The organism is Micromonospora sp. NPDC049081 (assembly GCF_040648835.1).
Lineage (GTDB): Bacteria > Actinomycetota > Actinomycetes > Mycobacteriales > Micromonosporaceae > Micromonospora > Micromonospora antibiotica.
Genome location: NZ_JBEZEK010000022.1, coordinates 96,939 through 115,771 on the forward strand (window position 1 = coordinate 96,939; position 18,833 = coordinate 115,771).

Genomic DNA, 18,833 nt, shown 5'->3' on the forward strand with positions numbered 1-18,833 from the left:
GGAGATTCGGATGCGGTCGTCGTACCCCAGGACCCGGCCGGGTGGCCGACCGGCCGTCCGGCTCGCCGTCGCCGCCACCCTGGCCGGCACCCTGCTGGCCGCCTCGGCGTGCGCCGTCGGGCCGACGACGGCGCAACCGGCCGCCGAGGTCGCCGTGCCGATCGCCACCTCGTCGCCGCTGCCCGCCGAGCCGACCCCGACCGGGGCACCCGCCCCGGTGCCCGACGCGTTGCGCTTCACCGCCAAGACCCTCGACGGTACGGCGTTCTCCGCCGCCGCCCTGGCCGGCCGGCCGGTGGTGCTCTGGTTCTGGGCGCCGTGGTGCGCCACCTGCGCCAGCCAGGCGTGGACGGTCGCCGAGATCGCCCCGAAATACCGGGACACCGTGCCGATCGTCGGGGTGGCCGGCCTCGGCGAGCAGAAGGCGATGCGCAGCTTCGTCACCGAGTTCGAACTCGGCGGCACCACGCAGATCGACGACCGGGCCGGCGCGTTGTGGCGGCGCTTCGAGATCGTCGAACAGAGCACCTTCCTGATCATCGATCGGGAGGGGAAGGTCGTCCACCAGGGCTTCCTCGACGGTGAGGACCTGACCCGCCGGGTCGCCGCCCTGGCCGGCTGATGACCGGCCCGCTGCTGCTCGCGCTGACCGCCGGGATGCTCGGCGCGGTCAACCCGTGCGGCTTCGCGATGCTGCCGGCGTACCTGTCGCTGCTGGTCGCCGGGCCCGCGGACGGCCGCGGCGCGATCGGCCGGGCACTCACCGCGGCGGCCGGCCTGACCTGTGGGTACGTCGTGGTGTTCGGGGCTTTCGGGTTGGCCGTGGCACCCTTGGCCGACTGGCTGCGCCCCCGGCTGCCGTGGCTGACCGTGACCCTCGGGCTGGGCCTGCTGGCGCTCGGGTTGTGGCTGTTCGCCGGACGCCGCCTGCCCACCCCGCGTCCGTCGGCCCGCGCGCCCCGGCTGACCCGTTCGCTGCCGTCCATGGCGCTCTTCGGCATGGCGTACGCGCTGGCGTCGCTGAGCTGCTCGATCGCGCCGTTCCTGGCGATCGTGGTGACCAGCCTCCAGGCCGGCTCGACCCTGCGCGGGCTGGCGCTGTTCGTCGCGTACGCGATCGGGATGGGTCTGGTGGTGGCGGTGGCGGCGCTCGGCGTGGCGCTGCTGCGCGGGCGGGTGGTGAGTGGGTTGCGCGGGGCGGGTGCCTGGGTGCCCCGGCTCAGTGGCCTGGTGCTGCTCGTCGCGGGCGGCTACGTCGCCTGGTACGGCTGGTACGAGGTCCGGCTCGCCCAGGGTCGGCACGACGCCTTCGGCGACCCGGTGGTGGTAGGTGCGGCCCGGGTCCAACGGATGCTGGTGACGGCCCTGGACACGGCCGGGCCGGTGGTGCTCACCGGGCTGCTGCTCGGGTTGCTCGCGGTGGCGGCGCTGCTGCACCGCAGCCGCACCCGGACCGGTGGCACCGAACGGGTGTGAGACAAACCGGCCGGTGACCCCGCCGGGCTGGTGCGCGGCTGGCCGATGTCGGTCGGGTGTGCGGCGGGCCGGGTGGGCGCGGTGCGGGCCGGGTGGGCGCGGTGCGGGCCGGGTGGTGCGGGGCGGGCCGGGTGGTGCGGGGCGGGCCGGTGGCCCGGAGGCCCCGCCCCGCCCCGCCCCGCGAGCCTCAGCGCAGCGGGGTGAGCCGGTCGGTGCCGAGCCGGTCGCGGAGCACCTCGGGCACCACTACCGAGCCGTCGGGCTGCTGGAACTGCTCCAGGATGGCCGGGAAGAGCCGGCTGGTGGCCAGCGCCGACCCGTTGAGGGTGTGCACGAAGCGGGTCTGCTTGCCCCCCGGCTCGCGGTAGCGGATGGCGGCCCGGCGGGCCTGGTAGTCACCGGCCCAGGAGACCGACGACACCTCCTTGTACTTGCCGGTGCTCGGCATCCACACCTCGATGTCGAGGGTCTTCTTCATCGACGCGCTGGCGTCACCGGCGGACAGCAGGCTGCGCTGGTAGTGCAGGCCCAGCTTCTCGACCAGGCTCTCCGCGTGGGCGAGCATCTCCTCCAGCGCCGCGTCGGCCTGCTCCGGCAGGGTGAACTGGAAGATCTCCACCTTGTTGAACTGGTGCCCGCGCACGGTGCCGCGCTCGTCGGAGTGCGAGCCGGCCGCCTCGCGGCGGTAGCAGGGGGTGTACGCGAACGCCTTCAGCGGCAGCTTCGACGTCTCCAGGATCTCGTCCTGGTAGGCCCCGAGGATGGCCGTCTCCGAGGTGGGCAGCAGGAACTGCCCGCGCGGGGCGGACTCCCGGTCCAGGTGGTAGACGTCGTCGTAGAACTTCGGGAACTGGCCAGCGGCGAAACCGGCGGTGTCGAGCAGCAGGTGCGGCGGGAGCAGGAACTCGTAGCCGGCCCGCACGTGCTCGTCGATGAACCAGTTGATCAGCGCCCATTCCAGCCGGGCGCCCAGGCCGGTGTACATCCAGAAGCCCGAACCGCCGAGCTTGACGCCGCGCTCGTGGTCGACCAGGCCGAGTGCGCGGCTCAGCTCCACGTGGTCGCGGATCTTCTCGATGACCGGGGGCTCGCCGAAGGTCTTCACCACCCGGTTGGCCTCCTTGCCGCCGGGCACCACGTCGTCGGCGGGCAGGTTGGGCAGCTCGCTCATTGTGCCGCGCAGCCGGGACTGCACCTCGTCCAGCTGGGACTCCAGGTCGGCGAGCTGCTTGCGCTCGACCTCCGGCGCGACGGACTCCGGCGTGGTGCCGGCCCGCTTCGCCTGCGCGTACGCCCGGGCGTCGGCCTTGCGGCGCTGCCGCTCGGCGTCGATCTCCGTGATCAGGGCGCGACGCTCCTGGTCGAGTCGCTGGATGTCGTCCAGGACCCGATTGACCTCGGCGGGATCCAGACGCTTCGCCAGCGCGGTCGCCACCGCCTCGCGATCCTTCCGGATCAACTCCATGTCGAGCATGCTGCTCCGTACGCTCCGTCCAGACGGTCGGGGTGGGACCCTCCGATGCTACCGTCGCGCCCGCCGCCACCCGGCCCCGGCCGGAGGCCCGGCCTCACCCGCGCTGCCCCACCGGCCCGACCGGTGCTGCTGGCCCTACCGGTCCCACCGGTCCGATCGGCGCTGCTCTGGCCCCACCGGTCCCACGGGTCCGGTCGGCGCTGCCGTGCGTGGTGTGGCCGGGGTGCTGTCCGGCCGGTGTCGCGCTGACCGCCGTCCCCGGAGCGGTCGTGTCCGCGCCGGTGGGACCGCCGGCCGGCCGCGCCGCAGGGGCCCGGTCGTCCGGTCCGATCCCGACAGATGCTGCCGTCGACCCGAGCGGTGACCTACGGTGACGAGTCGGCGTCGAACCCCTTTTTGTCACTCTGGGTGATCCTGGGGGCGTTGTTCTTACCGTGTCCGGATGGGCTTCCAGCGGCAGGTCCCCTCCGAACTGCTCAAATGCCTTATCGACTCGTCATCCCTCACCACCCCCACTCCGACGCTTTGCTCTGCTGCCATCGGCGCGACGGTTACCCGCCGTGCCTGTTGCTTCGGTGGCAGCAGAGCAAAGCGTGCACGGGGGAGTAGGTGGGGGGAGGGTTGTAGCTACCCTCCGTAATTGGAGGGGTATCGTTGTCCGTCGATGGCGTACCGGCAGGCCCGGTGCCCGACGCGGGTCACTCTCCGGCAGGCCCGGTGCCGAGGTGGGTCACCCGGCGACCGCCCGGCACCTGATCGTGCTGCGCCGGGGCGGGGCCGGGGCGAGGCGGAAACGGGGGTGCGGCCGGGGCGGGACCGGACCCGCTGGGTCCGAGGTCGACGCGGAACGCCGGCTGGGCTGCCGGCCGGCCGTGACCGTCAGAGGCGGATCGGCATCAGGATCGAGAAGGTGTCCTCGTCACCGGGCCGGCGGACGGCCAGCGGGGCGATCGGGCCGTCGAGTTCCAGCATCAGTTGCGGGCCACCGGCAGCCTCCAGGGCATCGAGCAGGAAGTCCCCGTTCACGCCGACCAGCAGGTCGGTCCGGTCCGGCCCGGCCAGTTCGGTCGCGTCGACCAGGCGCAGCCCGTCGTGGTCGTCCACCCCGAGCACGGTCACCGGCAGCGGCACCCCCTCGTGCACCCGGGTGACCGTGGGGGTGCCGGCCCGCAGCGCGGCGCGCAGCCTCGCCACGTCGACCGGTACCTGCCGGGCCGGTGCGTCCGCCGGTCGGCGCAGCAGCCGGCGGTAGTCGGTGAACTCGTACGGCAACACCGCCGAGCTGGCCCCGGCACCGGCGACGGTGACGGCGACCCGGCCCTCGGCGAGCGTCAGGTGCGCCTGCTCCTGCGTGTCGGCATCCAGCAGGGCCCGGAACTCGTCGACCGCCGCCGCCGGGAGCAGCGCCCGCACCGGCGGGCCGTCCACCCGGCCGCCGGCCCGGGCCAACGCCATCCGGTAGCGGTCGGTGGCGACGAGTCGTACGCCGTCGGACTCCACGTCCAACAGCACACCGGTGAGCATCGGCAGGTCGGGGTCGGTGCCGACGGCGAACCGGACGGCGTCGACGGCAGCGGCCAGGTCGGCGCGGGCAAGCACGATCGTGGTGGTCATCGGGTACTCCTCAGGATCGATCAGGGTGCGGACCCGGGAGAGTTCACGGCGGGCGTCGGCGAGACCGTCCTCCAACCGGCGCAGGTGGGCGTCGAACAACCGCCCCACCCGCGCGGGTTCGTGCCGCAGCCGCAGCGCGGCGGTGATCTCGACCAGCGGCATACCGACCCGACGTAGCCCGGCCACCAGCCGGGCCGGCGTCACCTGCGCGTCGGTGTACCAGCGGTAACCATTCACCGGGTCGACCAGCGTCGGCGTCAGCACCCCGCACCGGTCGTAGAACCGCAACGCGCTGACCGTCAGGCCACTGGCCCGGGCCAGCTCGCCGATACTCAGCAGTTCGCTCTCCACGCCCATGATGCTGTCGCCTCCACCAGGTCGAGGGTCAAGCCGTCGGGTCGTCGCCCGGTCAGCTCCGCGCCGGGAGGACCCGGAACGTCATGCCGGCCCGCACCAACCGGTCCAGCAGCGCGTCGCCCATCGCCGTCACCGGGGTCAGCTGCCCGCAGGTGGCGGGCAGTTCGTCGTACGCCAGGCAGAGGGCCGACTCGGCGAGCATCTTGGCGGTCTCGTCGTAGCCGGGATCACCGCCGGAGACCTCCGTGCGGACGGTGCGGCCCCCGCCCTCGCCGACGAACCGCACCCGGAACCACGACCGGGCCCGCTGCGCGGCGCTCGGACCCTGCCCGGAGGCGAGCCGGCCGAGCAGCCAGCGCCGGGTCGGTGGCAGCTTCACCAGCCCGACCACCCCGGCCATCCCCACCCCGGCCAGCAGCACCGTCGGCAGCCGCTTGACGGCGGCGAAGTGCCGGTAGCGGAAGTCCGGGCCGTACTCCGGGCGGGCCGCGGCGGACCGGCGTACCACCTGCGGGTCGATGGTGGGCAGCGGCACCGCCCACATGCCGGTCGCCGCGGACCGGCCCAACTTCCCGGCCACCGCGCGGGCCCGGCGTCCGTCCGGGCGGGGTTCGACCGCCCGCCGGGCCCGCGCCGCCTGCTTCGTCTGCGCGGTACGCGAGAACGCGGTGAGCGCCGAGTGGTACGTGCCGGCGGAGAACCTCCCCCCGGCCCGGACGAACCCGTCCACCGTGATCGGCCCGTCCGACGGCAACTGCCGGACCGTGTACCAGACGCCCAGGTCGTGCGGGATCGAGTCGAAACCGCAGGCGTGCACCAACCGGGCCCCGGTACGCACCGCCTCGGCGTGGTGCCGCACGTACATCAGGTCCACGAACTCCGGCTCACCGGTGATGTCGAGATAGTCGGTGCCGGCGGCGGCACACGCCGCGACCAGCGGCTCCCCGTGGTGCACGTACGGCCCGACGGTGGTGGCGAGCACCCGGGTCGCCTCCGCCACCACACGCAGCGACCCGGCGTCGGTGACGTCGGCGGTGAGCAGCGGCAGCCCGGCCAGGGCCGGGTCGATGGCGGCGAGCCGGTCCCGGACCGCCGCCAGCTTCGCCGGGTTGCGCCCGGCCAACGCCCAACGCAACCCCACCGGGGCGTGCCGGGCCAGATACTCGGCGGTCAGCCCGCCGGTGAAGCCGGTCGCGCCGAACAGGACGATGTCGTACGGGCGGTCGTGGGACATCCGCCGAGTGTGCCACCCGCACCCGGCCCTCACCTGGGCACCGGGGGTGGACCGGTCCGCACCACGGCGACCGGCACCCACCCGGACGACTCAGCCGTGCGGGCTGAACACCGCCCGCACACAACCGTCGGCGCGGTCCCGGAACAGCGCGTACCCGGTCGGGGCCTGGTCCAGGTCGAACCGGTGCGTCGCCAGGTGCTCGGTACGCAGCTCGTCGCGGGCCATCCGGTCCAGCAGCATCGGAATCCACCGCTGACCGTGCTGCCGGGCGCTGCGCAGGGTGAGACCCTTGTGCATCACCGCGCCCAGCGGGAAGGCGTCCACGAAACCGGTGAAGGTGCCCGAGACGAAGACCGTGCCACCCTTGCGGCAGGCGTGCACCGCCTCCCGTACCGCCAGGGGGTCCTCGACCGGGCCGCCCCGGCCGGTGAACCGGTCGGCGAGCGAGACCGGCCGGCCCCCGCCGTCGGCCACCCCCACCGCCTCCACGCAGACGTCGGGTCCCCGGCCACCACTGCGTTCCCGCAGTTCGGCGGGGACATCAGTGTGTTCGTAGTGCAACGTCTCGGCGCCGGTGTGCCGTTCGGCCATCCGCAACCGTTCCGGGTACCGGTCGATCACGATCACCCGTTCCGCCCCGAGCACCGTCGCCGCCTGCGCGGTGAGCTGCCCCACCGCACCCGCCCCCCAGACCGCGACCACGTCACCGGGGCGGACCGCACCCAGCTCGGCACCCATCCAACCGGCCGGGGCGGCGTCCGAGGCGAAGACCGCCCGGTCGTCGCTGACCGGGTCGGGCACGGTGAACGCCCCCACGTCGGCGTACGGCACCCGGACGTACTCGGCGTGGCTGCCGGCGAATCCACCCGCCGTCCGGGGATGGCCGTAACAACCGCCGGTGGGCTGCCCCCAGGCCGCCTCGCCGACCGTCCCGGTGGCCGTGCCGTTGTCGCAGCACGAGTAGAGCCCCTGCCGGCAGTACCAACAGTTCCCGCAGGCCACGGCCGCGCAGACCACCACCCGGTCACCGACGCGGTGCCGGCGTACCGCCGGGCCGACCTCGGCCACCTCGCCGAGGAACTCGTGCCCGAGCACGTCCCCGGCGGCCAGACCCGGCACCCGGCCGGCGAGCATCGGCAGGTCGGCCCCGCAGGTGGTGCTGCGCCGGACCCGCACGATCATGTCGTGGGCGTTGCGCAGTTCCGGGTCGGGCACCTGGCGTACCGCGAGCCGGTCGACGCCCTCCCAGCACAGCGCCCTCATCCGGGCACCACCGGGCCGTCGGTCCCGGGTGGCCCGGTCGCGGGGCGTTCGGCGGCGGGCCGGTCGGCGCGTAGCACCTCACCGGTCTCGGCGAGCTGCCGGACCGTGCGCAACACCTGCCGCAGGTAGCCGTCGGGATCGTCGCCGACCAGGTGGGCGGCCATCCCGGGCAGGGTCGCCACCCCGCCGAGGGGACGGACCGAAAGCTCGGTGCCCCGCCCACCGGGGGCCGGCCGCAGGTGCAGCTCCACCGCGTCAGCCAATGGGCGCAGCGGCTCCGGCCACCGCCCGTCGGGCATCAGCTCGGCCGCCGACACCCCGACCGTGACCACCTGCCAGCGGCCCGACCGGGCGTCGACCCCCGTCCGGTGCGCCCGGAGAAGGGTGAACCCGCCACGGGTCAGTCGTCCCATCCGTACCACCCGCCTCTTCGCCGGGACCGGTGCGCAGCGGCCGGTCACGCCACACCGGCAGCCCGATCCGCCCATCCTCGGTGGGGACCGGGTGAACCGGACTCGTCCCGAAGGGGTGAACCGGTCCGGTCCGGGTAACCGCCGCCGACCGGTCCGGAGCGCGTCGACCGGGGGAGGAACGCGCCGGCCGGCCGGAGAGCGCCGACCGGGGCGGAACGCGCTGACCGGGGGAGGGCGGATGCCGCAGCAGCACGACAGCGCCGAGGTGCCCGCCGGCCCGCCGCTGCTGGCGTCCCGGCTCACCCCGCCCGCCCCGCCGGAGCCGATGCTGTGGCGTCCCCGGCTGTCGGCCCGCCTCGACGCCGGGGCTGCCGGCACCCTCACCCTGGTCCGGGCCGCCGCAGGATGGGGCAAGACGACGATCCTCACCGCCTGGGCGCGAGCGGCGGACGAGGACCCCCCGGCCTGGGTCCAGGTCGAGGCGGGCGACAGCGGGGAGCGGCTCTGGGCGTACCTCACGGCAGCCCTGCGGGGCACGGCCGAGCCACCGCCGCACGCACCACCCGACGCCCTGCCTGGCGCACCGCCTGCCGGGCGGCCGGGCGCGTCGGCCGCCCAGCCGTCGGCCGCCCAGCCGTCGGCCGCCCAGCCGTCGGTCGTGCCGGTGCGGTCGGAGCAGTTGGAGGCGCTCGCCGCGACCCTGGCCGCCCGGGAACGCCCGGTCCGGCTCGTCGTCGACGACCTGCACCGGGTCACCGACCCGGCGGTGCTCACCGGCCTGGAGTTCCTGCTGCGGCACGCCGACGGCCGGCTGCGCCTGATCGCCGCCGCCCGCACCGACCTGCCACCGGCCCTGCACCGGCTACGGCTGGCCGGTGACCTGACCGAGATCGGCCCCGACGAGTTGGCCTTCACCACCGACGAGGTGGCCGACCTGCTGGTGGCGCACGGGGTGCCCCTGCCTGCGGCGGCGGTCGTCCGGCTGCGGGACCGCACGGGTGGCTGGCCGGCGGGTCTGCGGTTCGCCGCGCTCGCCGCCCGGGGACAGGCCGATCCGCAGCGGTGGGCGGCCCGGTTCGGGGGTGACCACCCGGACGTGGCGGCGTACCTGCGGGCCGAGGTGCTGGGGCAGTTGCCGCCGCCGGCCCGGGAAGTGCTGCGGCGCTGCGCCGTCGGCCCGGCGGTCCGCGCCGACCTGGCCGACGCGCTGACCGGTCGTACCGACGCCGGGCAACTGCTGGCCGGGCTGGCCCGCGACGGGGGATTCCTGCACCGCGACGACAGCGACCCACCCTGGTACCGACCGCACCCGCTGCTGGCCGACCTGCTGCGCGAGGAACTCGCCGACCTCGCCGACGGGGAACGCGCCGAGCTGCACGGGCGGGCCGCCGACTGGCACACCGACCACGACCGGCCGGCCGAGGCGTTGCGCCACGCGCTCACCGCCGGGCAGTGGGACCGGGCCACCGGGTTGCTGCTGACCCACTGGCCGGAGCTGCTGCCGTACGACCGGGGGACACCGGACGTGGCCCCGCCCGCGCCGCCGCCCGCCGAGGCGGTGCACCGGGACCCGGAGCTGGCGTTGGCCGCCGGCACCGAGCGGGCGTACGCGGGCGACCGGGAGGCGGCGACCGCCCGGCTGCGCGACGCGGTGGCGGCGGCCCGCTCGCTGCCGGCTCCGCGCCGTGACCGGTTCCACCGGCTGGCCCTGGCGTTGGAACTCACCCTCGCCCGGTTGGCCGGCGACCATCCGGGGGTACGCCGGGCCGCCGCCCGACTGCTCGCCACCGTCACCGGGCCCGCCCTGCCGCCGCCTCCGCCGCCCTGCCGGTCCGACGTGACACCGACCCACCGGCCGTCCGCCGTTGGCGACCACCCCGAAGCGGTGGCACCGACCGGCGACGACCCCCGGACCGGCGAGGACGTGGACGTCCTGGCGGTGGCCGGCACCGCGCTCGGCCTGGTCGAGCTGGCAGAGGGGGAACTACGGTCGGCCGGGGCATGGTTCACCCGGGCGCTGGCGGCGGCACGGCAGGCCGGGCGGCCCCGGACCGAACTGGTCGACGCGACCCGCACCGCACTGCTGCTCGCCCTGGCCGGTGAGCTTGCGCCAGCCGAGGAGACCGCCCACGCGGCGCTGGTCATGCCCCCCTGCCAGGGCTGGTCGAGCCGGGTCGACTGTGGCTACGCCCATCTGGCCCTGGCCCTGGTGGCGCTGCACCGGGACCAGCCCACGGAGGCGACCGCCGAACTGGCGGCGGCCGGCGCGGCCATGCCGGTCGAGGCGTCCGGTGCGGGCGGTACGACATCCGGCACCCCCACGGCCGACGCGGCGTTCGGTTCGCTGCCTGCCCCGGTCGGGTTCGGTGCGGCGTCCGCTCGGGTCGGGGCCGGTGCGGCGGCTGCTCCGGGTGGGGCGGGGGTGGCGTTCGGCGCGGCGGCTGCTCCGGGTGGGGCGGGGGTGGGGGTCGGTGCGGCATCCGCTCCGGGTAGGGCCGGGGTGGCGTTCGGCGCGGCGTCCGCTCCGATCATGGTCGGGGTGGCATCTGGCGGGGGCACGGTCGGTGCGGTGGTGGCGCTGTGTCGGGCGACCTTGCTGCGTGACGCCGGCGAGCCGGCGGCGGCGATCGAGGTGGTGCGCCGGGCCCGGGACGAGCTGACCGGAGCCTGGACCCTCCCCGGCGCAGCGCTGACCGGGGGTGGGGTGTGGGGTGGAGGGCTGACCGGGGGTGGAGAGTCGGCCGGGGATGGGGGGCTGGCCGGGGTCGGGGTGAGGGATGTGGGGCCGGCCGGGGCCGGAGGGCTGGCCGGAGACGGGGTGTGGGGTGGAGGGCTGGTGGGGGGCGGAGGGTTGGCTGATCGGCTGCTCGCGCTGGAGGCGGACCTACGGGGTGAGCAGGGGGACCTGGACACCGCCCGCCGGTTGCTCGCCGAGCGGTTCCGGGAGCCGGACCCCGACCCGGTGCTGGGCCTGGCGCTGGCCCGGGTGGAGCTGCGGGCCGGCGACGTCCGGGCCGCCGGTCACGCGCTACCCGACTGGGACGCCCCGGACGCCGCCGGCTGGCCGCTGTCGGTACGGCTCGCCACCGGTGTCCTCGACGCGGTGCTGGCCCGGCGGTCCGGTGACGAGCGCCGGGCCGGTCGGCTGTTGGAACGGGTGCTGGACCTGTCCGGCCGACACGGTTACCGCCGGGTGTTCACCCGGGCCGAACCGGAGGTCCGGGATCTGCTCGCCGCCCACCTGGACTCGGGTACGGCGCACCGGCCGGCGGTCAGCGACCTGGTACGCGACGCCGAACAACCGACCGAGCACGGATCGGGTGACCCGCAGTGGGGGCCGGGCGGTCCGGAACGGGCGCTCACCGAGCCGCTCACCGAGCGGGAGCTGACCATTCTGCGGTATCTCCAGAGCATCCTGTCCAACGTCGAGATCGCCGGTGAACTCTCCCTGTCGGTCAACACCGTCAAGACCCACGTCCGCAACATCTACCGCAAGCTCGACGCCACCCGCCGCCGCGAAGCCGTCCGCCGAGCCCGCTCCCTCCGCCTCCTCTAACCCCACCCACCCTCGCCCCCACCCCGCCCCCGCCTCGCCCCCGCCCCGCCCGCCCTGCCCCGTTGATCAAGAAGTTTGCGTCAAGTTCGATCTTCAAGTTGACGCAAACTTCTTGATCAACGGGGCTGAGGGGGGGTTGGTTGACGCGAACTTCTTGATCAATGTGGTGGGTGGGTCAGGGGGTGGTGGTGTCTACTGCGGTCAGGAGGGTGGGGAGGTCCAAGGGGCCCTCGTGACGGTGGTCGCCGATGAAGAGGGTGGGGGTGCCGTTCACCCCGCTGCGGATGCCGCCGGTGAAGTCGTGGCGGACCCGGTCGCCGTACGCGTGCCGGTCGACCTCCGCGTCGATCTCGTCCGGCGGTAGGCCCACCTGCGCCACGCCGAGCGACAGGTGCACCGGGTCGAGTTGGTCCTGGTGCTCGTAGAGCCAGTCGTGCATCTCCCAGAACCGGTCCCGGCGGCCGGCCGCCTCAGCCACCTCGGCGGCCCGCTCGGCGTACGGGTGGAGGTTGGTGATCGGGAAGTGCCGGTAGACCAGCCGTACGGTGTCCTGGCGCTGCCGCAGCACCTCGGTCAGGTTCGGGTGGGCGGCCCCGCAGTACGGGCACTGGAAGTCGCCGTACTGCACGATGGTGACCGGTGCGTCCAGTGGCCCGCGGATGTGGTCGGTTTCCGTCACCGGCACCCGGAGTCGGGCGGTGACCTGCAACGGGGTGCTCATCGGGCCACCACCTGCCGCTCGGTGCCGAGCTGGTCCAACGCGTCGAGGATGCCGTCGGCACCCGGGTTCACCTCGGCGGGGGACAGGTAGCTCCAGGTCACCGTCCCGGCCGGGTCGAGCACCACCAGGGCCCGACCGGCCTGCCCCTGCGGCGTGTACGCCCCGTAGACCCGGGCCACCTCACCCTTGGGTTCGAAGTCGGACAGCAACGGAAACCGGACGCCCCGGGCCTCGGCGAAGGCCCGGTGTGACCAGAGGCTGTCCACCGAGACGCCCAGCACCACCGCGTCGTACCGCTCGAACTCCGGCATCGCGGCCTGGTAGAGCGCCATCTGGTCGCTGCAGACCGGGGACCAGTCAGCGGGATAGAAGGCGAGCACCACCGGCCGGCCACGGAACTGCCCGGGGCCGGTCCGTCGCCCGTCCGGGGTGGCCGGCAGGGTGAACTCGGGGGCCGGTGTCCCGGGTCGGATCAGTCCGTCGGGTCCAGTCATGCCTCCCACCCTCCGGCAGCCCGGGTGAGGCCGACTCACCCGACCCGGGTGGTCCTGGTCCACCCGGACCCGCCCCGGATCCGATCCGGTAGTCCGATCCCGTCGCCGTCGCCGTCGCCGTCGCCGTCGCCGTCGCCGTCGCCGTCGCCGTCGCCGTCGGATCGGATTCGGACGACGAAGGGGAGCCCGGGCTGAAAATCGGGCGGGTCGCGGTGTCGACAACCGGATCGGACTCGGGCAGTCTGACGGACGGCAAAGGACGGGGTGGAGAGATGGACGTCGATCAGATTCGGGTCTTCGGCCGCCGGCTGGCGGGGGTGTCGTGGCGGGTGGCCCGGCACGAGTGGACCCTGGCGGCGGTCGCCGCGCTGCTGCTGGCCGTGGTGCTGACCTGGCCGACCCTGCGGGATCCGGCGAGCACCATCCCGCAGGACACCGGTGACCCGACGCTCCAGGCGTGGCAGGTGGCCTGGGGTGGGCACGCCCTGCTCACCAACCCGTTCCAGGTCTGGCACTCCAACACGTTCTATCCCGAGCCGTACACCTACGCCTACTCCGACACCCTGCTCGGGTACGCCCCGTTCGGGATGATCGGGGACGGTCCGGTGGCCGCCGTGATCCGCTACAACCTGCTCTACATGCTGACCCACGCCCTCGCCCTGTTCGGGGCGTACGCGCTGGCCCGGCAGGTGGGGGCCGGCCGGGCGGGTGCGGCGGTGGCCGGGGTGTCCTTCGCGTACGCCCCGTGGAAGCTCGCCCAGGCCGGTCACCTGCACGTGATCAGCATCGGCGGGATCGCCCTCGCGTTGGCCATGCTGGCCCGGGGGCACGGCTGGTCGCTGCGGCACGGCCACCGGCCCGACCGGGTCCGCCCCGGGTGGGCGGTCGCCGGGTGGGCGGTCGCCGCCTGGCAGGTCACCCTCGGCTTCGGCATCGGCCTGCCCTTCGCGTACGCGCTGGGACTGATCTGCCTCGGCGTGGCGGTGACGTACGCCGTGGTGTGGCGGCGGCGGCGGTCCCGGCCGGCGGTGCCGCGTGGCCTGCTCCTGGCCGACCTGGCCGGGGGGATCGGCTTCGCCGTGGTGACCCTGGCGATGGCCGCACCGTACTTCGAGGTGGTGGCCCGCAACCCGTCCGGTCGGCGCACGGTGGCCCAGATCGAGATGTTCTCCCCGCCATGGCGGGGGTTCGTCACCGCGCCGCCGGAGTCCTGGCTGTGGGGGGAGCGGCACGAGGCGGCCCGGGCCACGCTCGGTTTCCCGGGTGAGATGACCCTGCTGCCCGGGGTGGTGCTGTTGTCCCTGGCGATGGCCGGGCTGTTCTTCTCCGCGTGGCGGCTGCGGCACCGGCTGATGCTGGCCGGCGCGGCGTTGGTCAGCGTGGCGCTCGCGGCGGGCACCACGTTCGGCGGTGACGGTAACCCCGGTTACGTGACGCTTGTCGAGCACGCCCCGGGCTGGGACGGGGTGCGCACCCCGGGCCGGCTGGTGCTGTGGACGACCCTGCTGCTGGGCCTGCTCGCCGCCGGGGCGTTGACGGTCCGCGAGCCGGCTTCCCGGGCAGTGCGGGACGGGGAACCGGCACCGGGGCCGACCGGGGGGCAACCACCGGAGCCGGGGACGGAGTCGGTCGTGCCGGGGACGGAGTCGGTCGTGTCCGGGGCGGAGCCGGCCGTGCCGGGGGCGGTGGAACCGGGAGCGTCGCCGACGCTGCGACCGGCGGACCCGGCCGTCGCGATGGCGGCGGACCGGGGAGCGCCGGCACCCTCGGCGGAGGGGGCCGTGCCGGTGCGGGCGGCGGTGCCGGCGGAGGTGGTCGTACCGGGGCAGGCGCAGGCGGCGGCGCGACCGATGCTGCGGTCGGCGGCGTGGTCCGAACCGGCGGCCGAGCAGCCGGCCCCCCGGAAGCCGGCCCCGAAGCGGGACGGCGGGCAGTGGCGGCTGGCCCGGTTGGCGTTGCTGGTGCCGCTGGTGCTGGTCCTGCTGGAAGGGGTCAACCGCACCCCGCACGTGCCGGCACCGGTGCAACCGGCGGTGCTGCGCGGGCTGACCGGCCCGGCGTTGGTGCTGCCCAGCGACGGTATCCGGGAGTTGCACGTGATGCTGTGGTCCACCGACGGGTTCCCCAAGGTGGTCAACGGCCTGGCCTCGTTCACCCCGCAGTCCCAGGAGCGGATCCGGGCGGCGAGCATGACCTTCCCGGACGCGACCTCGGTGGCGTACCTGCGGCAGGTGGGGGTGCGCACGGTGGTGCTGCTGCCCGGCTGGGCGCCCGGCACCCCGTGGGCGGACGTGGCCGCCCGACCGGTGGACGGGTTGGGCATCAGTCGGGAGATGGCCGGCGAGGACGTCATCTACCGGCTCTGATGGCCGAGTTAGTTGGGAGCGCTTCCTAATTCGGCGGCGTACCGGTTACTGTTGGGTTCTTCTTCGGCAGCGGGAGCCAAGCGTGCCGGCGGGGAGCCAGGGCAGCTCTTCGCACCCGTCGACGTCCCCATGGGGCCGTCGCACCCTCACCCTGGCATCCCGAGAGGAACCGCAGATGCGGAGAAGTCTCGTCGGCGCGGTCACCACCGTGCTGGCCGCTGCCACGGCCGTCGTGGCCGTACAGTTCACCGTCGCACCATCCACCGAGGCCGCTGCGGCGGCGGCCGAACCGTACAGCTGGAAGAACGTCCGGATCGACGGTGGCGGCTTCGTCCCCGGCATCGTCTTCAACCAGACCGAGAAGAACCTGATCTACGCGCGCACCGACATCGGCGGCGCGTACCGGTGGGAGCAGGCCAGCCAGTCCTGGACGCCGCTGCTCGACTGGGTCGGTGCGGACAAGTGGGGCTACAACGGCGTGGTCAGCCTGGCCACCGACCCGGTGCAGACCAACCGGGTGTACGCGGCCGTCGGCATGTACACCAACGACTGGGACCCGAACAACGGCGCGATCCTGCGCTCGTCGGACAAGGGCGCCACCTGGCAGGCCACCGCGCTGCCGTTCAAGAACGGCGGCAACATGCCCGGCCGGGGCATGGGGGAGCGGCTCGCCGTCGACCCCAACAAGAACAGCGTCATCTACTACGGCGCCGAGGGCGGCAACGGCCTGTGGCGCAGCACCGACTTCGGGGTCACCTGGGCCAAGGTGGCGAACTTCCCCAACGTCGGCAACTACCGGGCCGACCCCAACGACACCACCGGCTACCAGAGCCAGAACCAGGGTCTGACCTGGGTCACCTTCGACAAGAGCACCGGTACGGCGGGCAACGCCACGCAGACCATCTACGTCGGCGTGGCGGACAAGGCGAACCCGGTGTACCGCTCGACGAACGGTGGCACCAGCTGGGAGCGGATCGCCGGTCAGCCCACCGGCTACCTGGCCCACAAGGGTGTGGTGGACCCCGTCGGCGGCTTCCTCTACATCGCCACCAGCGACACCGGCGGCCCGTACGACGGGGGCAAGGGTGACGTGTGGAAGTTCAACCGGGCCACCGGGGCGTGGACGCAGATCAGCCCGATCCCGTCGTCCAGCAGCGACGCCTACTTCGGCTACTCGGGGCTGACCATCGACCGGCAGAAGCCGAACACCCTGATGGTCGCGACCCAGATCTCCTGGTGGCCGGACGCGATCTTCTGGCGCAGCACCGACGGCGGCGCGACCTGGACCCGGATCTGGGAGTTCGGCAGCTACCCGGACCGCACCAAGAAGTTCAAGATGGACATCAGTTCGGTGCCGTGGCTGACCTTCGGGGCCAACCCGGCCCCGCCGGAGGAGTCCCCGAAGCTGGGCTGGATGAACGAGTCGGTGGAGATCGACCCGTTCGACTCGAACCGCTTCATGTACGGCACCGGCGCGACCATCTACGGCAGCACCGACCTCACCAAGTGGGACACCGGTGGCCAGCTCACCATCAAGCCGATGGTCAAGGGCCTGGAGGAGACCGCCGTACAGGACCTGATCAGCCCGCCCACCGGGGCACCGCTGATCAGCGGGCTCGGTGACATCGGCGGGTTCCGGCACACCGACCTCGACGCGGTGCCGCCGATGCTGTTCACCCAGCCGGTCTTCACCACCACCACCAGCCTCGACTACGCCGAGGCGAACCCGGCGACGATGGTGCGGGCCGGCAACTTCACCGACGCCGACCGCCCCAACGACAGCCACATCGCGTTCTCCACCGACGGCGGGGCGAACTGGTTCCAGGGCAGCGAGCCGGGCGGGGTCAACAACGGCGGCACGGTCGCCGCCGCCGCCGACGGCAGCCAGTTCGTCTGGGCCCCCGGTGACGCCGGGCAGCAGGTCATCCGCTCGGTGGGCTTCGGCAACTCGTGGACCGCCGCCACCGGCATCCCGGCCAACGCGGTCGTCGAGTCCGACCGGGTCAACAAGAACAAGTTCTACGGCTTCAGCGCCGGCAAGTTCTATGTCAGCACCAACGGTGGGGCCAGCTTCACCGCGTCCGCCGCCACCGGCCTGCCGGCCACCGGGAACGTCAAGTTCAAGGCGGTGCCCGGCAAGGAGGGCGACATCTGGCTGGCCGGTGAGGGCGGGCTGTGGCGCTCCACCGACTCCGGGGCCAGCTTCACCAAGTTGGCCGGGGTGTCGGCGGCGGTGAACGTCGGCTTCGGCAAGGCCGCCCCCGGGCAGACGTACCCGGCGGTGTTCGCCTTCGGCACCGTCGACGGCAAGGCCGGCGTCTACCGCTCCGACAACACCGGCGGGGCCTGGGTGCGGATCAACGACGACCAGCACCAGTACGGCAACGCGGGCGAGGCGCTCACCGGGGACCCGAGGGTCTACGGCCGGGTCTATCTGGGCACCAACGGCCGGGGCATCCTGGTCGCCGACCGGCTCGGCAGCAACCCGACCACGCCTCCGCCCACCACGCCTCCGCCGACCACGCCTCCGCCCACCACGCCCCCGCCCACCACGCCTCCGCCGACCACCCCGCCGCCGACCACGCCGCCCCCCACCACCCCGCCGCCGACGACCCCGCCGCCCACCGGTGGGTGCGCGGCGACGTACCAGGTGACCGGGTCGTGGCCGGGTGGCTTCCAGGGCGAGGTGACGGTGCGCAACGCGGGCACCGCGCCGATCGCCGGATGGACGCTCAGCTGGACGTTCGCCAACGGTCAGACGATCAACTCGCTCTGGGGCGGCACCCTGACCCAGACCGGGGCGCGCGTCTCGGTGCGCGACGCCGGGTGGAACGGCGCGCTCGGTGCCGGGGCCACCACCAGCGTCGGCTTCACCGCCAACGTCACCGGCAGCAACACCGTCCCGGCGGTCACCTGCACCAGCCGCTGACGACTATCAACTATCCGACACCTGCCGGCTCCCCCGATCCCGTCGGGGGAGCCGGCGCGTGTCCGGCCTGGGACCCGCCTGGCCTGTGGCTGATCGACTCAGTGGCGGCGATGGTGCGGCGTCGACCCCGGGTCTCCACCGCAACATCGCCCCAACGGAGTGGATCGAAGACGGCACAGGCCCCGGTCGGCGCCGAAGGGCGCGACCGGGGCCTGTGCGTGCCGTGGGACGGTCAGTCGTCCAGACCGACCGGGGAGTTGGGCCGGTCCACGTCGACGAACTCGATGTCGTCGGCGGCCCGGTCATCTCTGCTGCCGGCAGCCCGCGCGGCGGTGCCGGCGGCCCAGCCGATCGCCGCGCCGACCAGCGCCGCGCTGATCAGCAGGGTCCAGGGCAGGGCCGGGCGGCGGCCGGCGAGCGCGTCGAAGGCGAGCGTGGCCCGTCGGCGTGCCTCGTCGGCGGTCGAGCCGACCAGGTCACCGGCGTCGGCCAGTCCCGAGTCCCGGACCGACCTGGCGGCGTCCCGCACGCTGTCACCGGCGGAGTCGACCGCCGAGAGCAGGTGGTGCCAGGCCTGGTCGGCGATCCGCTCGGGCTTGCTGCGGCGCTCCAGAAGGTTGCTGCCGAACATCGTGATTACCTCCTCGAATGCCGAAGTCTGCGGCCACTTCGGACTTCGACGTCTCTGCGGCTCGTGACGGTACCCGCCCGCCCGGTCGTCCGCCCGTCCTCCCAGCAGTGCCCCACCCGACCGGGTCGCAAACCCGACGCGGACGGAGCGTGACCCCGGCCGGTGGAAATCATCCCCACCTGGTCGACCCGGCCCGACCGTGACCTCGGACCGGTGGACGGGACCCGGCCTGTCCCGGCCGTGGGGGGGGGGGGGGGGGGCCCCCCCCGCCCGCCCCCCCGCCCGCGCCGCCGGCGCGCGCCCCC

Annotated in this window: 13 protein-coding genes; 5 read left to right on the forward strand and 8 right to left on the reverse strand. The window is 74.2% G+C overall.

Going from position 1 to position 18,833, the window contains the following annotated elements:
- The first annotated feature begins 10 nt into the window (after positions 1-10).
- Complete coding sequence (locus tag AB0B63_RS25760) at positions 11-622, forward strand: redoxin domain-containing protein (RefSeq protein WP_208568894.1); 612 nt, start codon at positions 11-13, stop codon at positions 620-622.
- Positions 622-1,476, forward strand: a complete 855-nt coding sequence (locus tag AB0B63_RS25765; RefSeq protein ID WP_357023121.1) for a cytochrome c biogenesis protein CcdA — start codon at positions 622-624, stop codon at positions 1,474-1,476. Before AB0B63_RS25760 ends, AB0B63_RS25765 begins: the two co-directional genes overlap by 1 nt.
- Before the next feature lie 187 nt (positions 1,477-1,663).
- Here the strand turns inward: AB0B63_RS25765 and serS are convergent, their stop codons facing one another.
- From serS to AB0B63_RS25790, 5 genes are all read right to left on the reverse strand, one after another.
- Complete coding sequence (gene serS / locus AB0B63_RS25770; protein WP_357023124.1) at positions 1,664-2,950, reverse strand: serine--tRNA ligase; 1,287 nt, start codon at positions 2,948-2,950, stop codon at positions 1,664-1,666.
- A gap of 879 nt (positions 2,951-3,829) precedes the next feature.
- Positions 3,830-4,903, reverse strand: a complete 1,074-nt coding sequence (locus tag AB0B63_RS25775) for a MerR family transcriptional regulator (RefSeq protein WP_357023152.1) — start codon at positions 4,901-4,903, stop codon at positions 3,830-3,832.
- A gap of 70 nt (positions 4,904-4,973) precedes the next feature.
- On the reverse strand, positions 4,974-6,155 hold the full coding sequence (locus AB0B63_RS25780; protein WP_357023127.1) for a saccharopine dehydrogenase NADP-binding domain-containing protein: 1,182 nt from the start codon (positions 6,153-6,155) through the stop codon (positions 4,974-4,976).
- 90 nt (positions 6,156-6,245) lie between these two features.
- Positions 6,246-7,418, reverse strand: coding sequence for a zinc-dependent alcohol dehydrogenase (locus AB0B63_RS25785; protein ID WP_208568898.1), 1,173 nt, complete (start codon positions 7,416-7,418; stop codon positions 6,246-6,248).
- Positions 7,415-7,831, reverse strand: coding sequence for a hypothetical protein (locus tag AB0B63_RS25790; protein WP_208568899.1), 417 nt, complete (start codon positions 7,829-7,831; stop codon positions 7,415-7,417). The genes AB0B63_RS25785 and AB0B63_RS25790 overlap by 4 nt, the downstream gene beginning before the upstream one ends.
- A gap of 238 nt (positions 7,832-8,069) precedes the next feature.
- Here AB0B63_RS25790 and AB0B63_RS25795 point away from each other — a divergent pair, with 238 nt between their 5' ends.
- Positions 8,070-11,387, forward strand: a complete 3,318-nt coding sequence (locus AB0B63_RS25795; protein WP_357023132.1) for a LuxR C-terminal-related transcriptional regulator — start codon at positions 8,070-8,072, stop codon at positions 11,385-11,387.
- A gap of 175 nt (positions 11,388-11,562) precedes the next feature.
- On the opposite strand, the gene AB0B63_RS25800 is transcribed toward AB0B63_RS25795, so the two are convergent.
- Positions 11,563-12,108: a thioredoxin domain-containing protein gene (locus AB0B63_RS25800; protein WP_208568900.1), complete on the reverse strand. Its 546-nt coding sequence runs from the start codon at positions 12,106-12,108 to the stop codon at positions 11,563-11,565.
- A complete protein-coding gene (locus AB0B63_RS25805) occupies positions 12,105-12,602 on the reverse strand; it encodes a redoxin domain-containing protein (RefSeq protein ID WP_357023135.1) in 498 nt (165 codons plus the stop codon). The genes AB0B63_RS25800 and AB0B63_RS25805 overlap by 4 nt, the downstream gene beginning before the upstream one ends.
- A gap of 272 nt (positions 12,603-12,874) precedes the next feature.
- On the opposite strand from AB0B63_RS25805, the gene AB0B63_RS25810 reads away from it, so the two are divergent.
- On the forward strand, positions 12,875-14,968 hold the full coding sequence (locus AB0B63_RS25810) for a hypothetical protein (RefSeq protein WP_357023138.1): 2,094 nt from the start codon (positions 12,875-12,877) through the stop codon (positions 14,966-14,968).
- 175 nt (positions 14,969-15,143) lie between these two features.
- On the forward strand, positions 15,144-17,897 hold the full coding sequence (locus tag AB0B63_RS25815; protein WP_357023141.1) for a cellulose binding domain-containing protein: 2,754 nt from the start codon (positions 15,144-15,146) through the stop codon (positions 17,895-17,897).
- A gap of 232 nt (positions 17,898-18,129) precedes the next feature.
- Here AB0B63_RS25815 and AB0B63_RS25820 read toward each other — a convergent pair whose 3' ends face one another.
- Entirely contained in the window at positions 18,130-18,528 is a 399-nt protein-coding gene (locus AB0B63_RS25820) for a hypothetical protein (protein ID WP_208568904.1), read from the reverse strand.
- Positions 18,529-18,833 lie beyond the last annotated feature (305 nt).